At 63.3% G+C, this 14,754-nt stretch carries 13 protein-coding genes and 1 pseudogene; 3 read left to right on the forward strand and 11 right to left on the reverse strand.

Going from position 1 to position 14,754, the window contains the following annotated elements; all coding sequences use genetic code 11:
- Window positions 1-82: 82 nt before the first annotated feature.
- The 8 genes from K254_RS21780 to K254_RS0104685 all read right to left on the reverse strand — a co-directional run bounded on the left by K254_RS21780 (window position 83) and on the right by K254_RS0104685 (window position 10,432).
- The gene (locus K254_RS21780; RefSeq protein ID WP_035749004.1) at window positions 83-1,849 is read right to left on the reverse strand and encodes an ABC transporter ATP-binding protein; all 1,767 of its coding nucleotides are present in this window, start codon (window positions 1,847-1,849) and stop codon (window positions 83-85) included.
- Window positions 1,846-2,835 (reverse strand): acetylxylan esterase, encoded by a 990-nt coding sequence (locus K254_RS0104655; RefSeq protein ID WP_026554386.1) that lies wholly within the window; start codon window positions 2,833-2,835, stop codon window positions 1,846-1,848. Before K254_RS0104655 ends, K254_RS21780 begins: the two co-directional genes overlap by 4 nt.
- A gap of 12 nt (window positions 2,836-2,847) precedes the next feature.
- The gene (locus K254_RS0104660; protein WP_035749007.1) at window positions 2,848-3,807 is read right to left on the reverse strand and encodes an N-acetylglucosamine kinase; all 960 of its coding nucleotides are present in this window, start codon (window positions 3,805-3,807) and stop codon (window positions 2,848-2,850) included.
- Entirely contained in the window at window positions 3,804-4,781 is a 978-nt protein-coding gene (locus K254_RS0104665; protein ID WP_035749009.1) for a glycoside hydrolase family 113, read from the reverse strand. The genes K254_RS0104660 and K254_RS0104665 overlap by 4 nt, the downstream gene beginning before the upstream one ends.
- Before the next feature lies 1 nt (window position 4,782).
- Window positions 4,783-7,299: a glycoside hydrolase family 2 protein gene (locus tag K254_RS0104670; RefSeq protein ID WP_051388827.1), complete on the reverse strand. Its 2,517-nt coding sequence runs from the start codon at window positions 7,297-7,299 to the stop codon at window positions 4,783-4,785.
- Window positions 7,300-8,124: a carbohydrate ABC transporter permease gene (locus K254_RS0104675; RefSeq protein WP_026554390.1), complete on the reverse strand. Its 825-nt coding sequence runs from the start codon at window positions 8,122-8,124 to the stop codon at window positions 7,300-7,302.
- Window positions 8,121-9,041, reverse strand: coding sequence for a carbohydrate ABC transporter permease (locus K254_RS21785; RefSeq protein WP_081709895.1), 921 nt, complete (start codon window positions 9,039-9,041; stop codon window positions 8,121-8,123). The genes K254_RS0104675 and K254_RS21785 overlap by 4 nt, the downstream gene beginning before the upstream one ends.
- 65 nt (window positions 9,042-9,106) lie before the next feature.
- Entirely contained in the window at window positions 9,107-10,432 is a 1,326-nt protein-coding gene (locus tag K254_RS0104685) for an ABC transporter substrate-binding protein (RefSeq protein WP_026554391.1), read from the reverse strand.
- Window positions 10,433-10,729: 297 nt separating this feature from the next.
- On the opposite strand from K254_RS0104685, the gene K254_RS0104695 reads away from it, so the two are divergent.
- Window positions 10,730-11,734 (forward strand): LacI family DNA-binding transcriptional regulator, encoded by a 1,005-nt coding sequence (locus K254_RS0104695; protein ID WP_026554392.1) that lies wholly within the window; start codon window positions 10,730-10,732, stop codon window positions 11,732-11,734.
- 531 nt (window positions 11,735-12,265) lie between these two features.
- Here the strand turns inward: K254_RS0104695 and K254_RS26300 are convergent.
- The 3 genes and pseudogenes from K254_RS26300 to K254_RS26420 form a co-directional block, all read right to left on the reverse strand.
- Window positions 12,266-12,391 (reverse strand): hypothetical protein, encoded by a 126-nt coding sequence (locus K254_RS26300; protein ID WP_269209002.1) that lies wholly within the window; start codon window positions 12,389-12,391, stop codon window positions 12,266-12,268.
- A complete protein-coding gene (locus K254_RS26110) occupies window positions 12,388-12,693 on the reverse strand; it encodes a hypothetical protein (RefSeq protein WP_026554393.1) in 306 nt (101 codons plus the stop codon). Before K254_RS26110 ends, K254_RS26300 begins: the two co-directional genes overlap by 4 nt.
- 175 nt (window positions 12,694-12,868) lie before the next feature.
- Window positions 12,869-13,174: pseudogene (locus K254_RS26420) on the reverse strand (helix-turn-helix transcriptional regulator); the annotation flags it as partial.
- 636 nt (window positions 13,175-13,810) lie between these two features.
- Here K254_RS26420 and K254_RS0104710 point away from each other — a divergent pair.
- On the forward strand, window positions 13,811-14,011 hold the full coding sequence (locus K254_RS0104710; protein ID WP_026554394.1) for a ribbon-helix-helix protein, CopG family: 201 nt from the start codon (window positions 13,811-13,813) through the stop codon (window positions 14,009-14,011).
- The gene (locus K254_RS0104715; protein ID WP_026554395.1) at window positions 14,008-14,376 is read left to right on the forward strand and encodes a type II toxin-antitoxin system death-on-curing family toxin; all 369 of its coding nucleotides are present in this window, start codon (window positions 14,008-14,010) and stop codon (window positions 14,374-14,376) included. Before K254_RS0104710 ends, K254_RS0104715 begins: the two co-directional genes overlap by 4 nt.
- The last annotated feature ends 378 nt before the right edge of the window (window positions 14,377-14,754 follow it).

Raw genomic sequence — 14,754 nt, forward strand, 5'->3', positions numbered from 1 at the left:
CCAGCGGAGCCGTGGTGGCCCAACGAAAACGGTGGTGCGCCCTTCGGGATGGGCCCAGACCATCGGGTGGCCTGCCGTGGGGCTAGGCGTCCTGGAGCCGGTGCATGCGCGCATAGGCGCCGTGGAGCTCCAGTAGTTCGTGGTGGCTGCCGATTTCCACGATGCGTCCCCGCTCCAGCACGACGATCCGGGTGGCTGATCGAATGGTGGAGAGCCGGTGGGCCACCACCAAGGTGGTCCGTCCCTGCATGAGACGGGCAAGGGCATCGCGCACCTGGGCTTCGGCTTCTACGTCGAGCGCGCTGGTGGCCTCATCAAGGAACAGGACCCGTGGATCCCGGACAAGTGCCCGGGCAATGGCAATGCGTTGGCGCTGGCCGCCGGAGAGGCCTGTACCCCGTTCGCCCACCGGGGTGTGCCAGCCTCGGGGCAGCTCGTCGACAAAGCCGGCCGCGTTGGCGCCGACCAAAGCGGCGCGCACCTGGTCGTCCGGCACCCCTTCGCGGCCATACGTCACGTTGTCGCGGATGGAGCCTTCGAAGAGGACAGGTTCCTGGGGGACAATGGAGACACGGTTTCGATACGTCCGAAGGTCCAGCGACGCCATGTCCGCGCCGTCCAAAAGCACCCTGCCGGCACCGGGGCGGAGGAAACCCAACGCCACATTTAGAAGGGTTGACTTCCCGGACCCGGTCGGACCGACAAAAGCCACAGTCTCGCCGGGCCTGATGTGGACGCTGATTCCGTCCAGCGCCGGGGACTGGGAGGCCGGGAAGGAAAGGCGCACGTTTTCCAGGCGAAGATCGCCCAGGACGTCCTGGACGGGGGCTTTCCCGTGGTTGCGCTCAATGTCCGGATCCTGCATGACTTCGGCCATGGAGCGGATGGATTCGCCGCCGCGGGCAAGGATGGGCGCCAGTCCAAGCAGCGAAATGATGCCGCCGGTCAGGATGGCGAAGTAGCTGCTCAACAGGACCACCTCACCGGCGGTGACGGGGATGAATCCGGTCATCGAGACGGTGGCGGCAAGGACAAGGCAGCACAGCCCCAGCACCTGGTAGGCAATCCACGCCGCCGCATTGAATCGGCCGTTTAGGCGGTCCAGCTCCAGGCCGGCATGCCGGACGTCTTCCGCACTGCCAGCCACCCTGAGGGCGGCCACCTGCTCCAGCCCATGCGCACGGGTGATGGGCATCAGGGACGCCATTTCGCCCACTTTGGCGGACAGGTTTTCCACCTGTTTGCGGAACTGCTCGTTGCGGTCGGCGGAGCTTCGTTGCAGCATCCTGACGAGGACGACGCCGATGGGCACTGTCACTGCGAACACGAGGACAAAGGAAGGAACCCGGACGGCGGTGGTGGCCAGTGCGCCGATGAGGACCGTGATCGCGGACATGCCGGGGCCCACGCACTGCTGGAGCATCAGTTCCACGTTCTCGACGTCCCGGACCACTTTGGTCTGGATAACGGAGGAACTGCTGCGGTGGTGGAATCCGATGGACAGCTCCTGCAATCGTTGGGTGAGCATGTTTCGGAGTTCCGCTGCGGCACTGCGCACTATGGTGCTGAAACGGTGGACGAAGGCGAGGGACATCGGATAGTTCTGGGCAAGGATGGCTGCGGCTACCGCGAAATTGATCCATAAGCCCTCGATGCCCGCGCCCGAGACGACGATGTCGATGATGTTGCCCGTGAGGATCGGCAGGATCCATAGCGGGCTGTCTTTGAGGACAAAGAAGAAGATAGCAACGGATAGCTGGCGCCGGTGCGGGCGCAGGATCCCCAGTAGTACCCGGTAGGGGTGTTTGCCGCCGTCGGCGAATGCTGTCTCAAGCCTGGTTGATGTCAAGGCAATCCACACCCGGATGGGGATAGGTCGGCGAGCCAGGCCATCTGTGTTTGGCGCTGGTGGCCCTGGCCGCCTTCATGGTCATTGAACGGGTAGGTGATGACGTGTTTGATTTCACCTCGGTAGTGGTTGAACGCGGCGTACACGGTGGAGGGCGGGCAGATGGCGTCCATCAGGCCCACGGAGAAGAGGGCCGGAGCCGAGGCGCGTTTGGCGAGGTTGACGGCGTCAAAGTAGGAGAGCGTGTCGAAGATCTGCTCTATCTGGCCCCGGTGCACGGAGAGGTAGCGGGTGATCTCGGCGAAGGGATCGGTGGTGCAGATTTCCACGCCACGGGCGAAATGGCACAGGAACGGAACGTCGGCCATGACGGCGGTGAGGTCCGGGACCAGGCCGGCCACCGCGAGGGCAATCCCGCCGCCCTGGCTGATTCCGTGGACGGCTACGCGGCCGGGATCGACGCCGGGGAGGGCACGGGCTGCCTCCACGGCACGGACACCGTCGGTGAAGACCCGGCGGTAGTAGTAGTCCTGTGGATTGTTGATGCCCTTTGTCATGAATCCGGCCACGCTGGGGCCCGAACCGTGCGGGTCCGGCGTGGTTCCACCCGCGCCCCACCCGGAACCCTGGCCCCGGGTGTCGACGTGCAGGTGCGCATAGCCGGCACTGGCCCAGTACAGGCTCTCACCCGGCAGGTCCCTACCGCCGTTGTAGCCGATGAATTCGACGACGGCCGGCAGCGGCCCGGGGATGCCCCGGGGCCGGGTGAACCAGGCATTGATCCGGTCCCCGCCGAAACCGCTGAAGCTGACATCGACGATGTCGACGGTCACATAGGGCGTCGTGAGGGGTGTGGCCTGTACATCCAGGGCGTAGCTCCGGGCTTCGGTGAGCGTCGCCGTCCAGAAGGCGTCGAAGTCCTCCGGCTCGCGGACCGCGGGACGGTAGCCGACGAGCTCAGTGAGTGGCAAGTCATTGTGGGCCAAGTGAATCCTTTCCTATCCGGGCAGGGACATGCCGTGCAGGCTGGCTACGGTGGAGACATGGATCTGCGGGTGCAACGGGTGGCCTGGGCGAAGAGCGGGGATCTGCGCCACACCGTCTAGGGGCCCACCGCGCGGCGCCACCAGGTTGGCGTTGGGCCAGGCCTGGCGCAGCGTGTCCCGCAGCCGGTCCTCCATCCGTGGATTGGAGAGGATTTTTCCCACCCAGCTGATGTCCGGGCTGGATCCGGGCAACCATCCCACCCGGGCCAGGCTCGCGGTAATGGAGAGGGTGAGTTCATCTATTGCCTGCTCCACGATCCGGCGGGACACCAGGTCGTGGTCGGAAAGGTCGATGATCTGGCGGGCGTAGGAGGCCACCAACGCGATCCGCTCCGGATTGGATTGGATTTCAATGTAGGCGCTCTCCACGTCCGGGAAGTCCTGCTGGATCAGGCCCAGGATTTTGGTGGGTTCGCCCCGGCCATCATGGGCGCGCATGGCGGCGTCGAGTCCGGTCCGGCCGATCCAGTAGCCGCTGCCCGCATCGCCCATGATGTTGCCCCAGCCGTCCACCCGGGCGAAGCTGCTTTCGCCCGTGGCCAAGGTGACGACGCCGGTGCCGGCGGCCAGTGCCGAACCGAGCCGGTCTCCGAGGCAGCCGAGGTATCCGGAGATGGAATCGTGGGTCAGATAGACGGCGGTCACGCCACGGTCCTGGCAGGCCCGGAGGACTGCCTCCGGATCGGCGTCGGCGGGTGTCAGGCCGGACAGGGCCGCGGCGACCCGCACCGGGCCAGTGGGGCGTTCGGGCACAAGGGCCAGGACCACGTCCACCAGCTGGGGCAGCAGGGGCCTGTCCGTCAGGATCGGCGGGAAGTCCCACCGGCCTTCGACAATCTCACCCCTGAGAAGGCGGGCCCGGATCGAGGACTGGCCGGCGTCGATGGCCAAGATGGCAGCCGTGGCGGTCATGGCATGGATCCTTCCGAGGTTGAAGCGGTTGATTTGGCGTAGGCGTCGGCAACGAGGGCGGATGCAGACTTGCCGTATATGCAGTAGTCGGCATCGCGGGCGGCGAGTTCAACCGGGTAGAGCAGGGCCGGCCAGTCCCACAGCATGAACCCGCCCACCCAGGGGCGTTCAAGGGTGTGGGTCAACATGTCCTGGTAGTAGTCGAACTGGGCCTGTTCGGACGGTGCCCCCTCCAGGGACCAGTCATTGGGACGGGCCGGGGAACCTTGCCGTGCGGGGCAGCCGGCTTCCAGGAAGAGGAACGGTTTGTTGTGCTGGCGGACCACGGCCTCAATCCGGTCCAGATGCCCGGCCCAGCTGCCCATCGGGTAGTAGCCGCTGGAGGAGATCACATCCACGGCGTCCCACCAGGTCAGGCGGTCCTCCTGGTATTTGTCGCAGTTGTAGGTCACCGGGCCGCTAAACACTGCCCGGACGTTCCCGATGGCCTCGCGCCATTCGGTTTCGCGGTGGTCCGTCTGCACCATTTCACAGCCGATGCAGAACAGCTCGCAGCCCTCTTCCTCGGCGATTTTGGCGTAGTGGGCCAGGAACCGGGTGTAGTTTTCAAACCATTCCCGCCAGCTCGGTTCATTGGGCACGTCCTGGTCGAAGAAGCCGATGAACGCCCGCCAGGTGCCGTCGGCGCAATTGATGACCGGTTTGAGGCACACCTTCATGCCCAGTGCCTTGGCTTTCCGGATGGCCCACCGGACCTCGTTATCGCTCACGGTCTGGTCACTGGTGAAGTTGATGTCGGTGGTGTGGGCGGTGCTCTGGACGGCCTGGAAGGCAATGGTTGCCCAGTTGACGTTGAGGGCTGCCATGGCCTGCATGCTTTGCGCGGCTTCCGGTGTGGACCATGTTCCCCGGGTTCCCACCCAACCCCAGGTCATGCCGGCGGCAAACCCCTGTGGTTCAAAGATTCCGGCCATCTCAGGCCTCCGCCGTGGCCAGCTGGCCGGTGACGGCTGACGGGCCGGCCTTGACGAGTTGGTTGGCGCTGCGCAGGACATCGGGATCAATGAGGTCGGCCACGGTCATCTTGGATCCGGTGGTGATGTGGAATACCGCGGTTTCTCCGGGCAGAAGGTCCACCAGCATGGTGTTGACACGTGCCGCCGGGTCCACCTTGTCGATCAGCAGTGACAGGTCCCGGGTCAGGTCCGCTGCGGTCACGGCCAGCTCGTATCCCTCCGGCGTGCGTTGCAGGGTGTGGCTGAGCCGGGGCTGCACCAGTGCCGATTCCTTGTATTCGGCGAAGAACCACAAGGCCCGGGCCTCGCCCAGTGACACGGCAAGAACCTCGTTGTCCGCGGCGCCTGCCGTGGCCAGCAGCGCGGGCAGCTCAACGATGGTGTTTCCGCGGCGGTCCACGGCAATGGGGCGTCGTTCCTCGTGCAGGACGGTCCCGACAAAGTCCAGGCGCTGCATCAGCAGCTCTCCGGCCCATGGGGTGGGGCCGTCGTTGACCGCGGAGAGCACCAGCTGGTCTTTGCGGGGCTGAATGGTCAGCAGCCGGTCAGCATAGCTGGACTGGATGGCAAACAGGAGCGGCTTTTCGCGGCCGTAGCCGTCGATTGCCGCCCATGAGGTGACGGGCCAGCAGTCGTTGAGCTGCCACACCACGGCCCCCATGCAATGCGGGCTGAGGTGGCGCATGTGCTCCAGGCCCGTCTTGATGGCATTTGCCTGGTTCAGCTGCATGGCCCAGTGCCAGTCGGACATGTTGTTGGGCAACTCGAAGTGGTTGACCAGGCCGTCGTTGAGCTTGTCGTTGCCGAGCATCGCCTTCTGGTGGATGATCATGCCGGGTGATTCCGGGGTCAGGGGATTGTCAGACAGCGACTCGGTGAGCGTGGACCAAGCAGGGGGTGCCTGCCAGCCGAATTCTGCGACAAACCGGGGCGTGTAGTCCCTGTAGTGGGGGTAGTCCTTTTCGTTCCACAGGTCCCAGATGTGCATGGAGCCGTGGGCCGGATCATTGGGCGCGTGCGCCGGGTCCGGGGAGAACGGGCTGCCAGGGGTGTAGGGGCGGCCGGGATCGATTTCGGCCACGAGCGTAGGCAGCAGATCGTAGTAGTAGCCTGCACCCCAGGTCTTTCCTTGGAGGCGGGACTGCCAGTTCCAGTCGGCGAACCCCCAAATGTTCTCGTTGTTGCCGTTCCACAGCGCAAGGCTGGGATGCGGCATCAGGCGCAGGATGTTCTGCCGGGCCTCGGCTTCCACTTCCGCGAACATGGACTCGTCTTCGGAGTACGCTGCGCAGGCGAAGAGGAAATCCTGCCAGACCAGCAGACCCAATTCATCGCACAACTCGTAGAAGTCATCGCTTTCATAGATGCCGCCGCCCCAGATGCGGATGAGGTTGATGTTGGCCTTCTTGGCCTGGGTCAGGCGGTCACGCAGGCGTTCACGCGTGACCCGGTGGGGGAAGGCGTCATCGGGGATCCAGTTGACCCCGCGGATGAATACACGTTCGCCGTTGACTTCGAAGTACATGGCGGTGCCGTGCTCATCCTTGGGGGTCAGGACTTCGATGGTTCTGAAGCCGACCTTGGTGGACCACGAATCGGACAGGGCGGTGCCGTGCAGCAGTTCGACGTGGAGGTCGTAGAGGTGCGCCTCGCCATAGGTGTGGGGTGCCCAGATGCGGGGGTCTTCCACGCTCAGGTCAATCCGGAATTCGCCGTCGGCCGGGGAGTCGTCGATTCGTGCCGTCAGACCGCCAAGCCGGACCTCCAGGGCTACGTCGTCGCCGGTGTCGCCCTCAAGGCGGACGAAGATACTGGCCTTGCCGGAGGACCCGTCAACGGTGAGCACGGGACGGACGCTTTCGATCCGTGCACCCGACCATTCCTGCAGGTGCACCTCTTTCCAAATGCCGGCCGTGGCGGTGTCGATTCCCCAGTCCCAGCCGAAGCTGCAGGCCATCTTGCGGATCGCGTTGTAGGGGTGGTGGTTGACGTGCGGGCGGTAGCCCAGGTCCAGACTGGCCTGGTCCGCGTACTTGACCGCCGATCCGAAGGTGATGGTGAGGCTGTTGATGCCTTCCCGGAGCATGGGACCAACGTTGTAGGTGTACGTACGGTGCATGTTCCGGGTTTCGTCCAGTACCCGGCCATTGAGGTGGATGGTGCTGACCGTGTCCAGTCCCAGGAACACCAGTTCGGTGATTGACCTCCCGGTGTCGTGCCAGGGAAAGTCCAGGCTGTATTCCCAGCTGCACTGCCCGACCCAGGACAGGAGTCGTTCGTTGTCATCCAGATATGGATCGGGAATCAGGCCGGCAGCCAGAAGGTCGGTGTGGATGGACCCCGGGACGGTGGCCGGGATGGAGACGCCGGCAATGCCATGGGGTGCGGGCCCGGAGACGAGGCGGGCATGCCAGCCAGTGGAGAGGCTGCGGCGCAGGAGGCCGGTTTGGGTGTTTGCGTGGGCAAGGGATGTCATTTATTTCACCGATCCTGAGGCGAGGCCGCGGTATATGAAGCGTTGGAGGAACAGGAAGATCACGAGGGTGGGAATGATCACCAGGATGGCCCCGGCGGACAGGAGTTCCCAGTGGGCGCCGAACGGGCCCTTGAAGCGGAACAGCGAGGTGGAAATGACGCCGAGGTCCGGGTTGGGCATGTACAGGAACGGGATGTAGAACTCGTTGTAGACGGCGATGCCCTTGATGATGATGACGGTGGCGATGGCCGGTTTGAGCAGTGGAAGGATGATGCGGAAGTAGATCGTGAAGTGGTTGGCCCCGTCGATGCGGGCCGCTTCATCCAAGGCCTTGGGGATGGTCGCCATGAACTGCAGGAAAATGTAGATGGCAATGATGTCCGTGCCGGTGAAGAGTACGATGGCTGCCCACGGGCTGTTGAACAGGCCAAGGCCGTTGACGATCTGGAAGGTGGCCACCTGGGTGGTCACTCCCGGTACGAGGGTCGCGATGAGGAACAGCCCCAGAACCAGGGACTTGCCCCGGAAGTGAAAACGGTCAACAGCATAGGCTGCCATGGTGCCGATGAGGATGGTTCCGGCGAGGGAGACAATCATGATGAACGAGGTGTTGACGAAGCCCTGCAGCATGCTGCCCTTGTCAAAGGCCTCGAGATAGTTTTGGAAATTGAACCAGTTCTTCGGTGCCTCGAAGGCCGAAGTGGTGGCGTATTCCTCGCTGGTTTTGAAGGAGGCGAAGAGCAGGGCGGTCAAGGGAAGGAACACGGCAACGGAGGCAGCAACGAGGCTGGCGTACTTGCCGATGGTTGGGAGTGAAGTTTTCATGCCACATCCACATCGTCTTTGATCAGCCGGCGCTGGATCAGGGTCACGATGACCACGATCACCAGCAAAATGACAGCCATGGCCGAAGCGAGGCCGAACTTTCCATTCGAGAACGCCATCTTGACGGTCTTGATGACAAAGGTCTCGGTGCCGTTGGCGCCGCCGAGCATGATGTACGGGATCTCGAAGACCGACAGGCTTCCCGAGATCGCCAGAATTGCCGTCAGACCGGTGATCCGCTTAATGCTTGGCGCGATGATGAAGCGGAACTTCTGCCAGGCCGAGGCGCCGTCCAGGTCCGCCGCTTCGAAGATGTCCGGGCTGATGGACTGGATGGCGCCGATGTACAGCACCATGTTCAGGCCCAAGTAGCGCCAGACGGAAATCCCGGCGAGCGAGATGTTGGCTATCGCGGGGTCTCCCAGCCATTGGCGTGAAAGGTCACCCAGCCCCAGAAATTGGAGTGTCTGGTCCAGGGATCCGCCGGGCTGGAGGAAGAAGAGGAACACAAAGCCGATCGCCACGCCATTGATCAGGTAGGGGAAGAAGATGATGCCCTTGAAGAAGTTCCTGAATTTAAGGTTGAAGCTCAAAATGGTGGCGAAGTACAGGGCCAGTCCGAGCTGCAGGACGGCTCCGGCGAGGTAGTAGAGGCCAACAAAGAACACACCGAACAGTTCGGGCCGGGTGAAGATGGCAATGTAGTTGGTCAGGCCGACGAACTTCTTGTTCTGGTCGATGCCGTCCCAGGATGTGAAGCTGTACCAAACCATGTTGACCACCGGTACGTAGGTGAAAACCACGAGCAGTGCCAGGGGAAGCAGGAGGTACAGCCAAGGGATGAGCTTGGTCCGCAGCGGCGTTCGGCGGGTACGAACCGGCCGACGCACCACGGGTGGGGTTCTGGTCAGGGTCATTGATTGCACGTTTCTTGATGCTGACCGGGCGCGGGCGCGCACCCGGTCAAGTGGTTGATTTTGCACTACAGGCCGGCGGTGGCGATGCCGTCAGCCCACCGTTTGTTGAGCTCGGAGAAGTACGAGTCCTTGGTGCCGGGTGCAGCACCGCGGGCAATGTCCACAAGTTTCTGGCGGTAGGTGGCGTCATCGGTGAGGTTGATCTCGGCGGCCTTTTGAACGGCTGCGAGGGAGCCTTCCTTGCCTGCGGGGGCTGGCGCGAGCTCAAGGTAGGTCACGCCCAACTGGTCGAATGTGCCCAGAGTGTCGGGCTTGGGCCCGTCAAGGCGCGGGGACAGCCCGCCCTGGCTGGTGGCGTAGCCGGATGCGCCCGCGAAGTAGTCCAGCCATTTGCGGCTGGTTTCCTGGCACGAGGAGTTCTTATTGATGGCGACCTTGTAGTCTCCGTTGGCCACGGACTGGAACTTCCCCGCTTTTTGGACCGGCCACGGCCAGTAGTCGATGTCCGAGGCCGCGCCACCGGCCTTCGTTGCGGCGTCACGCAGCTGGGTCACGGCCCACGACCCCAGCACCATGGTGCCCACCTTTCCCGAACCCAGCAGCGTCTTGCTGTTCTCCCAGTTGGTGGTGGTGGGATCGCTTTCCGTCAGGCCCTCATGAACCGCATCGAACAGGAGGGAGTCGCCGACATAGTGCTCCTTGCCCTGGGCCCACGGTGTGCTGTCCTGGGCCAGCACATTCTTGGCGTCCGCGCCGTCAACGAGCCCCGTGACCTGGTCAAACTGGGTGAGGGGCCAGCCATCCTTGTAATTGGTGTACAGCGGTGTGGCTCCGGTGGCGTCCTTGATCTTCTTCAGGTCCGCCATGAAGTCGTCCGGGGTTGCGGGTGGGGTGGTGATCCCGGCAGCAGCCCAGACCTTCTTGTTGATGGCATAACCGGTGGCGTTGCCGGTCTGGGCGATGCCGTAGACCTGGCCGCCGGAGGCGCCTTCATTGATGAACCGGTAGGTTTTGCTGAGATCATCAGTGGTGCCCAGCGGCGTAAAGAACTGGCTGAACTGGTCCGGGGAGACGGTGCTGGGGATCAGGAGTACGTCGCCGTAGTCCTTGGTGTTCATACGGGTCTTCACTTCGTTGGCGTAGTCGGTGATGCCCTGGAATTTGACCGTCTTTCCCGGGTTTTGGGCACTGAAGGTCTTGGCATAGTCGGCAAACGTGGTGTCCACCAGATCCGTCCGATTGGTCAGGACCGTGATCTGCTCGCACTTCCCGCTGTCGCTGACGGGCCCGGCGGCGTTCGTCGAGGTTCCGGACCCGCCGGAGCACCCCGAGGCCAACAGGGCCACCGCCCCCACTGCGGCGCCTACGCCTGTCATCTTGAGTGATCGCATTACATTCCCTTCATTGCAAACGTGGTCATACGCGGAATCCGCCAAGCCTGGACCTCCACGATGCGGATCGTTGTGATGTGTAACACCGTAGCCCCAAGAATCCAGTATGACAACGATGAACATCTCGACAACCTGGGTTGAAATCACCAAAAATCCTAGTGTTTACAAGGGTTTTCTTAGTTACTTAATGTCCTAAAAAAAGTTTTGAAATGTCGTAATGTCCATCGATTACCCAATGCGGACGAGTGCTGGTTTAATGGACTGGACCCAAGAAGTCCGGAACCCGTGGAGGCCTCAATGAATGCACGCGCCCGTCTCGTCGATGTGGCCCGCCTCGCCGGAGTCAGCACCAAGACGGCATCGAGGGCCTTTGCCGACGATCCAAAGGTTGCAGCCAAAACCAGGGAAGCCGTGCGCGAAGCCGCTATGCGCCTGAGTTTCCGGCCCAACGTCCTGGCGAAGAACCTGCGTACCGGAGCCCTGACCAAGACGGTGGCGCTGGTCATCGGAGACTTGGCCAACCCGTTCTACTTCAAGCTGGCAGCCGGAATCGAGCGGGAGCTGGCCTTGCACGGCATGACACTGATTCTCGGGATCACCGAGGACTCGCCCGAATCGGAGGCCGACGTCGTGAACGCCATGCTCGAGCAGCAGGTCAGGGCCTTGATCGTTGCGCCCGTCGCGGCGGACCAATCCTATTTGGAGCGGGAGAGGCCCTTTGGACCCCCCATGGTCTTCGTGGACCGGCCACCTGCCAATCTCGTTGCCGATACGGTCCTGCTCCAGAACCGGAAGGGCATGGCCGAAGCCGTCCGTTCACTGATCGAGATGGGGCACCGGGACATCGCATTCGTCGCCAACCGCAGCTACCTGTTCACCATCAAGGAGCGTCTGGCAGGCTACCGGCAGGCGATGCTGGAGGCCGGCATCACGGACAGCGGACGGTGGGAGAGGCTCACGGACACGGCCGAGTCGTCCCTCGATGGGGCCATGGCGGAGCTGCTGCACCAAGACAACGGCCCCACCGCCATTGTGGCCGCGAACAACCGTGCATCACTTTCCTTCATCAAGGCCACCTATCGATCGCCCAGCGATGCGGCATTCATCGGCTTTGATGATTTTGAGCTCGCGGACACCTTTGGCATCACTGTGGTCGGCTTTGACGTCACTGAGATGGGCCGAGCGGCTGCCAGACTCGCCATTTCGCGGATCGACACGGTCGACAAGCAGCCCACCCATGTCGAGATCGAAACGCGGATGGTCCGACGGGGCTCGGGAGAGCGTCCCTACCCCCGGCCCTGAACTGTTTCGGGAACCATACTGCCGTCCTATAGGAGACGTCGCCGGATCGTTGGCTGATGATTCACGCGAAGTGTGTTCGCTCGAAATCCTGGCGCGTTTGACTGCGTGTCCCGTGGCAACCATCGGCTGCGTTGAGGGGCCTCTGGCTATTGGCCAGATTCGCGCCTGAGCGTTGCCGCTGCGTCGGCTGCCAGTGGGATGGAGTGTTCGCCGTACGTGTCGTAGGCGAGGTCGGCGGCGTCGGTGATGCCGGATTGCGCAGGAGCCGGGCGATACCGGGGTGTCCTTGTCCCGTTCGGCGGCGATCTTCCTGGCCAGAAGGGTTTCGGTGTCGGCTGCCTGGATGGTGAGCCCGTCGACGTGTTCGAGGCCGATCCACGTGGCGTTGTCCGGGACGAAGGCCGCGGCATTGGAGTTGAACCAGTCAGGGGCCAGATCGTAGTCGGACGCCATGCCGGCGACCACGGCGCTGACCGTGTCCCTGTTGGCGTAGCTGGCGTCGATGTCGGCGGTGGGGCGGTTGCCGATGCCCTACAGGATGAGGGCCGCACCGCCGACGAATTTGATGTCGCCGTGGGTGCTGCGGGTCTGGAGGCGCCGGCCCAGTTCGCGGAGGAGGGCGCGGATCTGGTCGGCGGTGAGCTCGCCGCTGCTCATGCGGTGGCCAGGCTGCGTTCGCGGATGAGCACGTTCATCGCGGCCAGCTCTGGTGGGGTTTCGGAGCGGGTGAGTTCCCTCATGGGGGCCCGGACGCTCCGGTAGGACTCGGCCGGCATCCATGCCTCATCGAGGGGTTTGGTGCGCCGTGCCCAAGGGGGTGTGGGTTGTCCGAGCCGGTGGGCGGTGTAGGCGGTGATCCCGGCCAGGGCCGCGGTCCAGTGCCGGTCCTTGAGGCGGGGGCTGCCTTGGAGCAGCGGCCTGCCCGCTGCCAGGGAGGCGGTGGCGTAGTCGGCGAGCATCTTGGTCGCGAACTCGAAGTCCCGCGCAGCGAGCAGTTGTGTGAAGGCGGCCGCATAGTCGTGCCGTGCCGTGCCGGGTCGTGGTCGCTGCCGCGGGGAGCGGATCGGTGGCGGCCAGGGACAATCGGAGGGCGGTGAGGACGGCGGGGGTCTTGCCGGGTTCGGCGTGGTCGTGGCCGGCTTCCAGGTCGATGAGGAACTTCCGCGAGACCCCGGCAGCGTCGGCGAGGGCCTGTTGCGACCGCCCGCGGTCGGTGCGCCGGGCACGGATCACGGCATGGTCCCTTGTGATGGTCGAAGCGGTCATGTCGGGATTTGTCGAACACCCGATGGATGGGTAGGACAGATTCTCTGTGGATGGAAGGAGGTGGGTAGGGATCATGAGTCTTGGACCGCTGCCCATCGCCCCTGAACCGCAGGTACCCGCCATAGTAGAAATGGCCGGGGTAGTGGTGCTGCACGAAGGATCCGTCACGGACATCTCCTGCTGGTCTGGCGCGCCCTCGAATGACAAAAAAGTGGGTGTTGACAATGTCAACACCCACTGCCGTCGGACTGGGTCGTACCGGTGCCGGACTGGCCCGGATTCAGCATGTTTCCTCAACGTCCCAGTGCTTGCAGGGGTGAAAATCCGGTTCGAGTCCCACCTCGGGCACAGTGTTTCCGCAGGTCAGAGGCCCTTTGGGCCTCGGCCTGTGGACAAAACCCGCCAAAGTGTTGACACGAAGTCCGCTTGGCGCGGCTTTTGGCCTAGTTCTACGGGCTCATGGCGTGTGGGTTGCGCTGGTTGCTGATCACTGCGAGTCCTCGATTTCTGGCATTTGCCGTCGGGTTTTCTGCCGTATACCTGTTCATCGGTGAAATGGCCGCCGACAACATGATCAGGCGGGAAGAATTTCGAGATTTCCTGGCTGTGGCGCGGTCACTGTGATCTGGTCATTCACTTCCTGATCACCGCCTCAGGTTGATCCCTCATGTTCGTCCATCGGGGGAGGTCCGCCCCGCGGCGTGACGTTCCGCGGCCTAAGCCGGTTGGGGCGCGGGCAAGACGCCTGCGTTGTTCCTCCTTCATGAAGATTTGATTTGAGGTACCGAATTGGTACCATTGGGTATGGCCATGAATTTGCGTGTTCCCGAAGACCTTGACCGCCGCCTTGAGCAGCTGGCCGCAGAAGAGCACACCTCCAAATCCGCGCTGCTGCTTCAGGGCGCCGAACTCGTCCTCCAGCGCCACAACCGCAGCCGCGACATCAGCGCGGGCATGGACTTCGTCATGAGCCATGACGGAGAACTGCTCAAACGCCTTGAGGATGCATGAGTTCGTACCTCGAAATTGAGGATGCGCTGCAGGTGGTCGACCGGTATGGCTTCCACATCCGGGACATTGGGCTCCTTGCATCGGCCCTGGCACGCCCCGCGACCACGGTCATGGGTGTGGAGGCATATCCCCAGCTGCCCATGAAGGCCGCGGCGCTGCTTGAATCCGTGGCACGGTTCCACCCGCTCATCGATGGCAACAAGCGCACTGCTTGGACGTTGATGGCCCTGATGCTCTGGATCAACGGCCACCGGCACAACTTCACCACGGACGAGGGGTTTGACCTCGTCGTCGGTGTGGCCGCCGGCAACGTCACCTTGGAGCGCAGTGCGGCCATGATCGCCGCGCATCTCATCCCGCGGTAGGCAGCGCCCGATTGTGTCCAGACCCTGGCCATATCTCAAGGTCCCACTCCGAGTGGACGTTCAAAGGCATCTCTTCACGTTGTACAAGCGAGCAAGGGGTGTTGACAGTGTCAACACCCCTTGCCGCCGGACTCGGCCGTACCGGTGCCGGACTGGCCCGGATTCGGCATGTTTGCTGAAGTTCCCAGTGTTTGCAGGGGCAGTCCCGTTCGAGTCCCACCTCGGGCACAGTGTTTCCGCAGGTCAGGGGCCCTTTGGGCCTCTGACTGTGGACAAAACCCGCCAAAGTGTTGACACGAAGTCCACTTGGCGAGGCCGGTCGGCCCTGTTTTACGGGCTCATGGCGTGTGGGTTGCGCTGGGTGCTGATCACTGCGGG

This window comes from Arthrobacter sp. 35W (genome assembly GCF_000482545.1).
Taxonomy (GTDB): domain Bacteria; phylum Actinomycetota; class Actinomycetes; order Actinomycetales; family Micrococcaceae; genus Specibacter.

Bases quoted from the DNA above. Each gene is read 5' to 3' on its own strand.
- K254_RS0104660 (WP_035749007.1), bottom strand. From the start codon at position 3,807: ATGACCGCCACGGCTGCCATCTTGGCCATCGACGCCGGCCAGTCCTCG.
- K254_RS0104665 (WP_035749009.1), bottom strand. From the start codon at position 4,781: ATGGCCGGAATCTTTGAACCACAGGGGTTTGCCGCCGGCATGACCTGG.
- K254_RS0104670 (WP_051388827.1), bottom strand. From the start codon at position 7,299: ATGACATCCCTTGCCCACGCAAACACCCAAACCGGCCTCCTGCGCCGC.
- K254_RS0104675 (WP_026554390.1), bottom strand. From the start codon at position 8,124: ATGAAAACTTCACTCCCAACCATCGGCAAGTACGCCAGCCTCGTTGCT.
- K254_RS21785 (WP_081709895.1), bottom strand. From the start codon at position 9,041: ATGACCCTGACCAGAACCCCACCCGTGGTGCGTCGGCCGGTTCGTACC.
- K254_RS0104685 (WP_026554391.1), bottom strand. From the start codon at position 10,432: ATGCGATCACTCAAGATGACAGGCGTAGGCGCCGCAGTGGGGGCGGTG.
- K254_RS0104695 (WP_026554392.1), top strand. From the start codon at position 10,730: ATGAATGCACGCGCCCGTCTCGTCGATGTGGCCCGCCTCGCCGGAGTC.
- K254_RS26300 (WP_269209002.1), bottom strand. From the start codon at position 12,391: ATGAGCAGCGGCGAGCTCACCGCCGACCAGATCCGCGCCCTCCTCCGC.
- K254_RS26110 (WP_026554393.1), bottom strand. From the start codon at position 12,693: ATGCTCGCCGACTACGCCACCGCCTCCCTGGCAGCGGGCAGGCCGCTG.
- K254_RS0104710 (WP_026554394.1), top strand. From the start codon at position 13,811: ATGAATTTGCGTGTTCCCGAAGACCTTGACCGCCGCCTTGAGCAGCTG.
- K254_RS0104715 (WP_026554395.1), top strand. From the start codon at position 14,008: ATGAGTTCGTACCTCGAAATTGAGGATGCGCTGCAGGTGGTCGACCGG.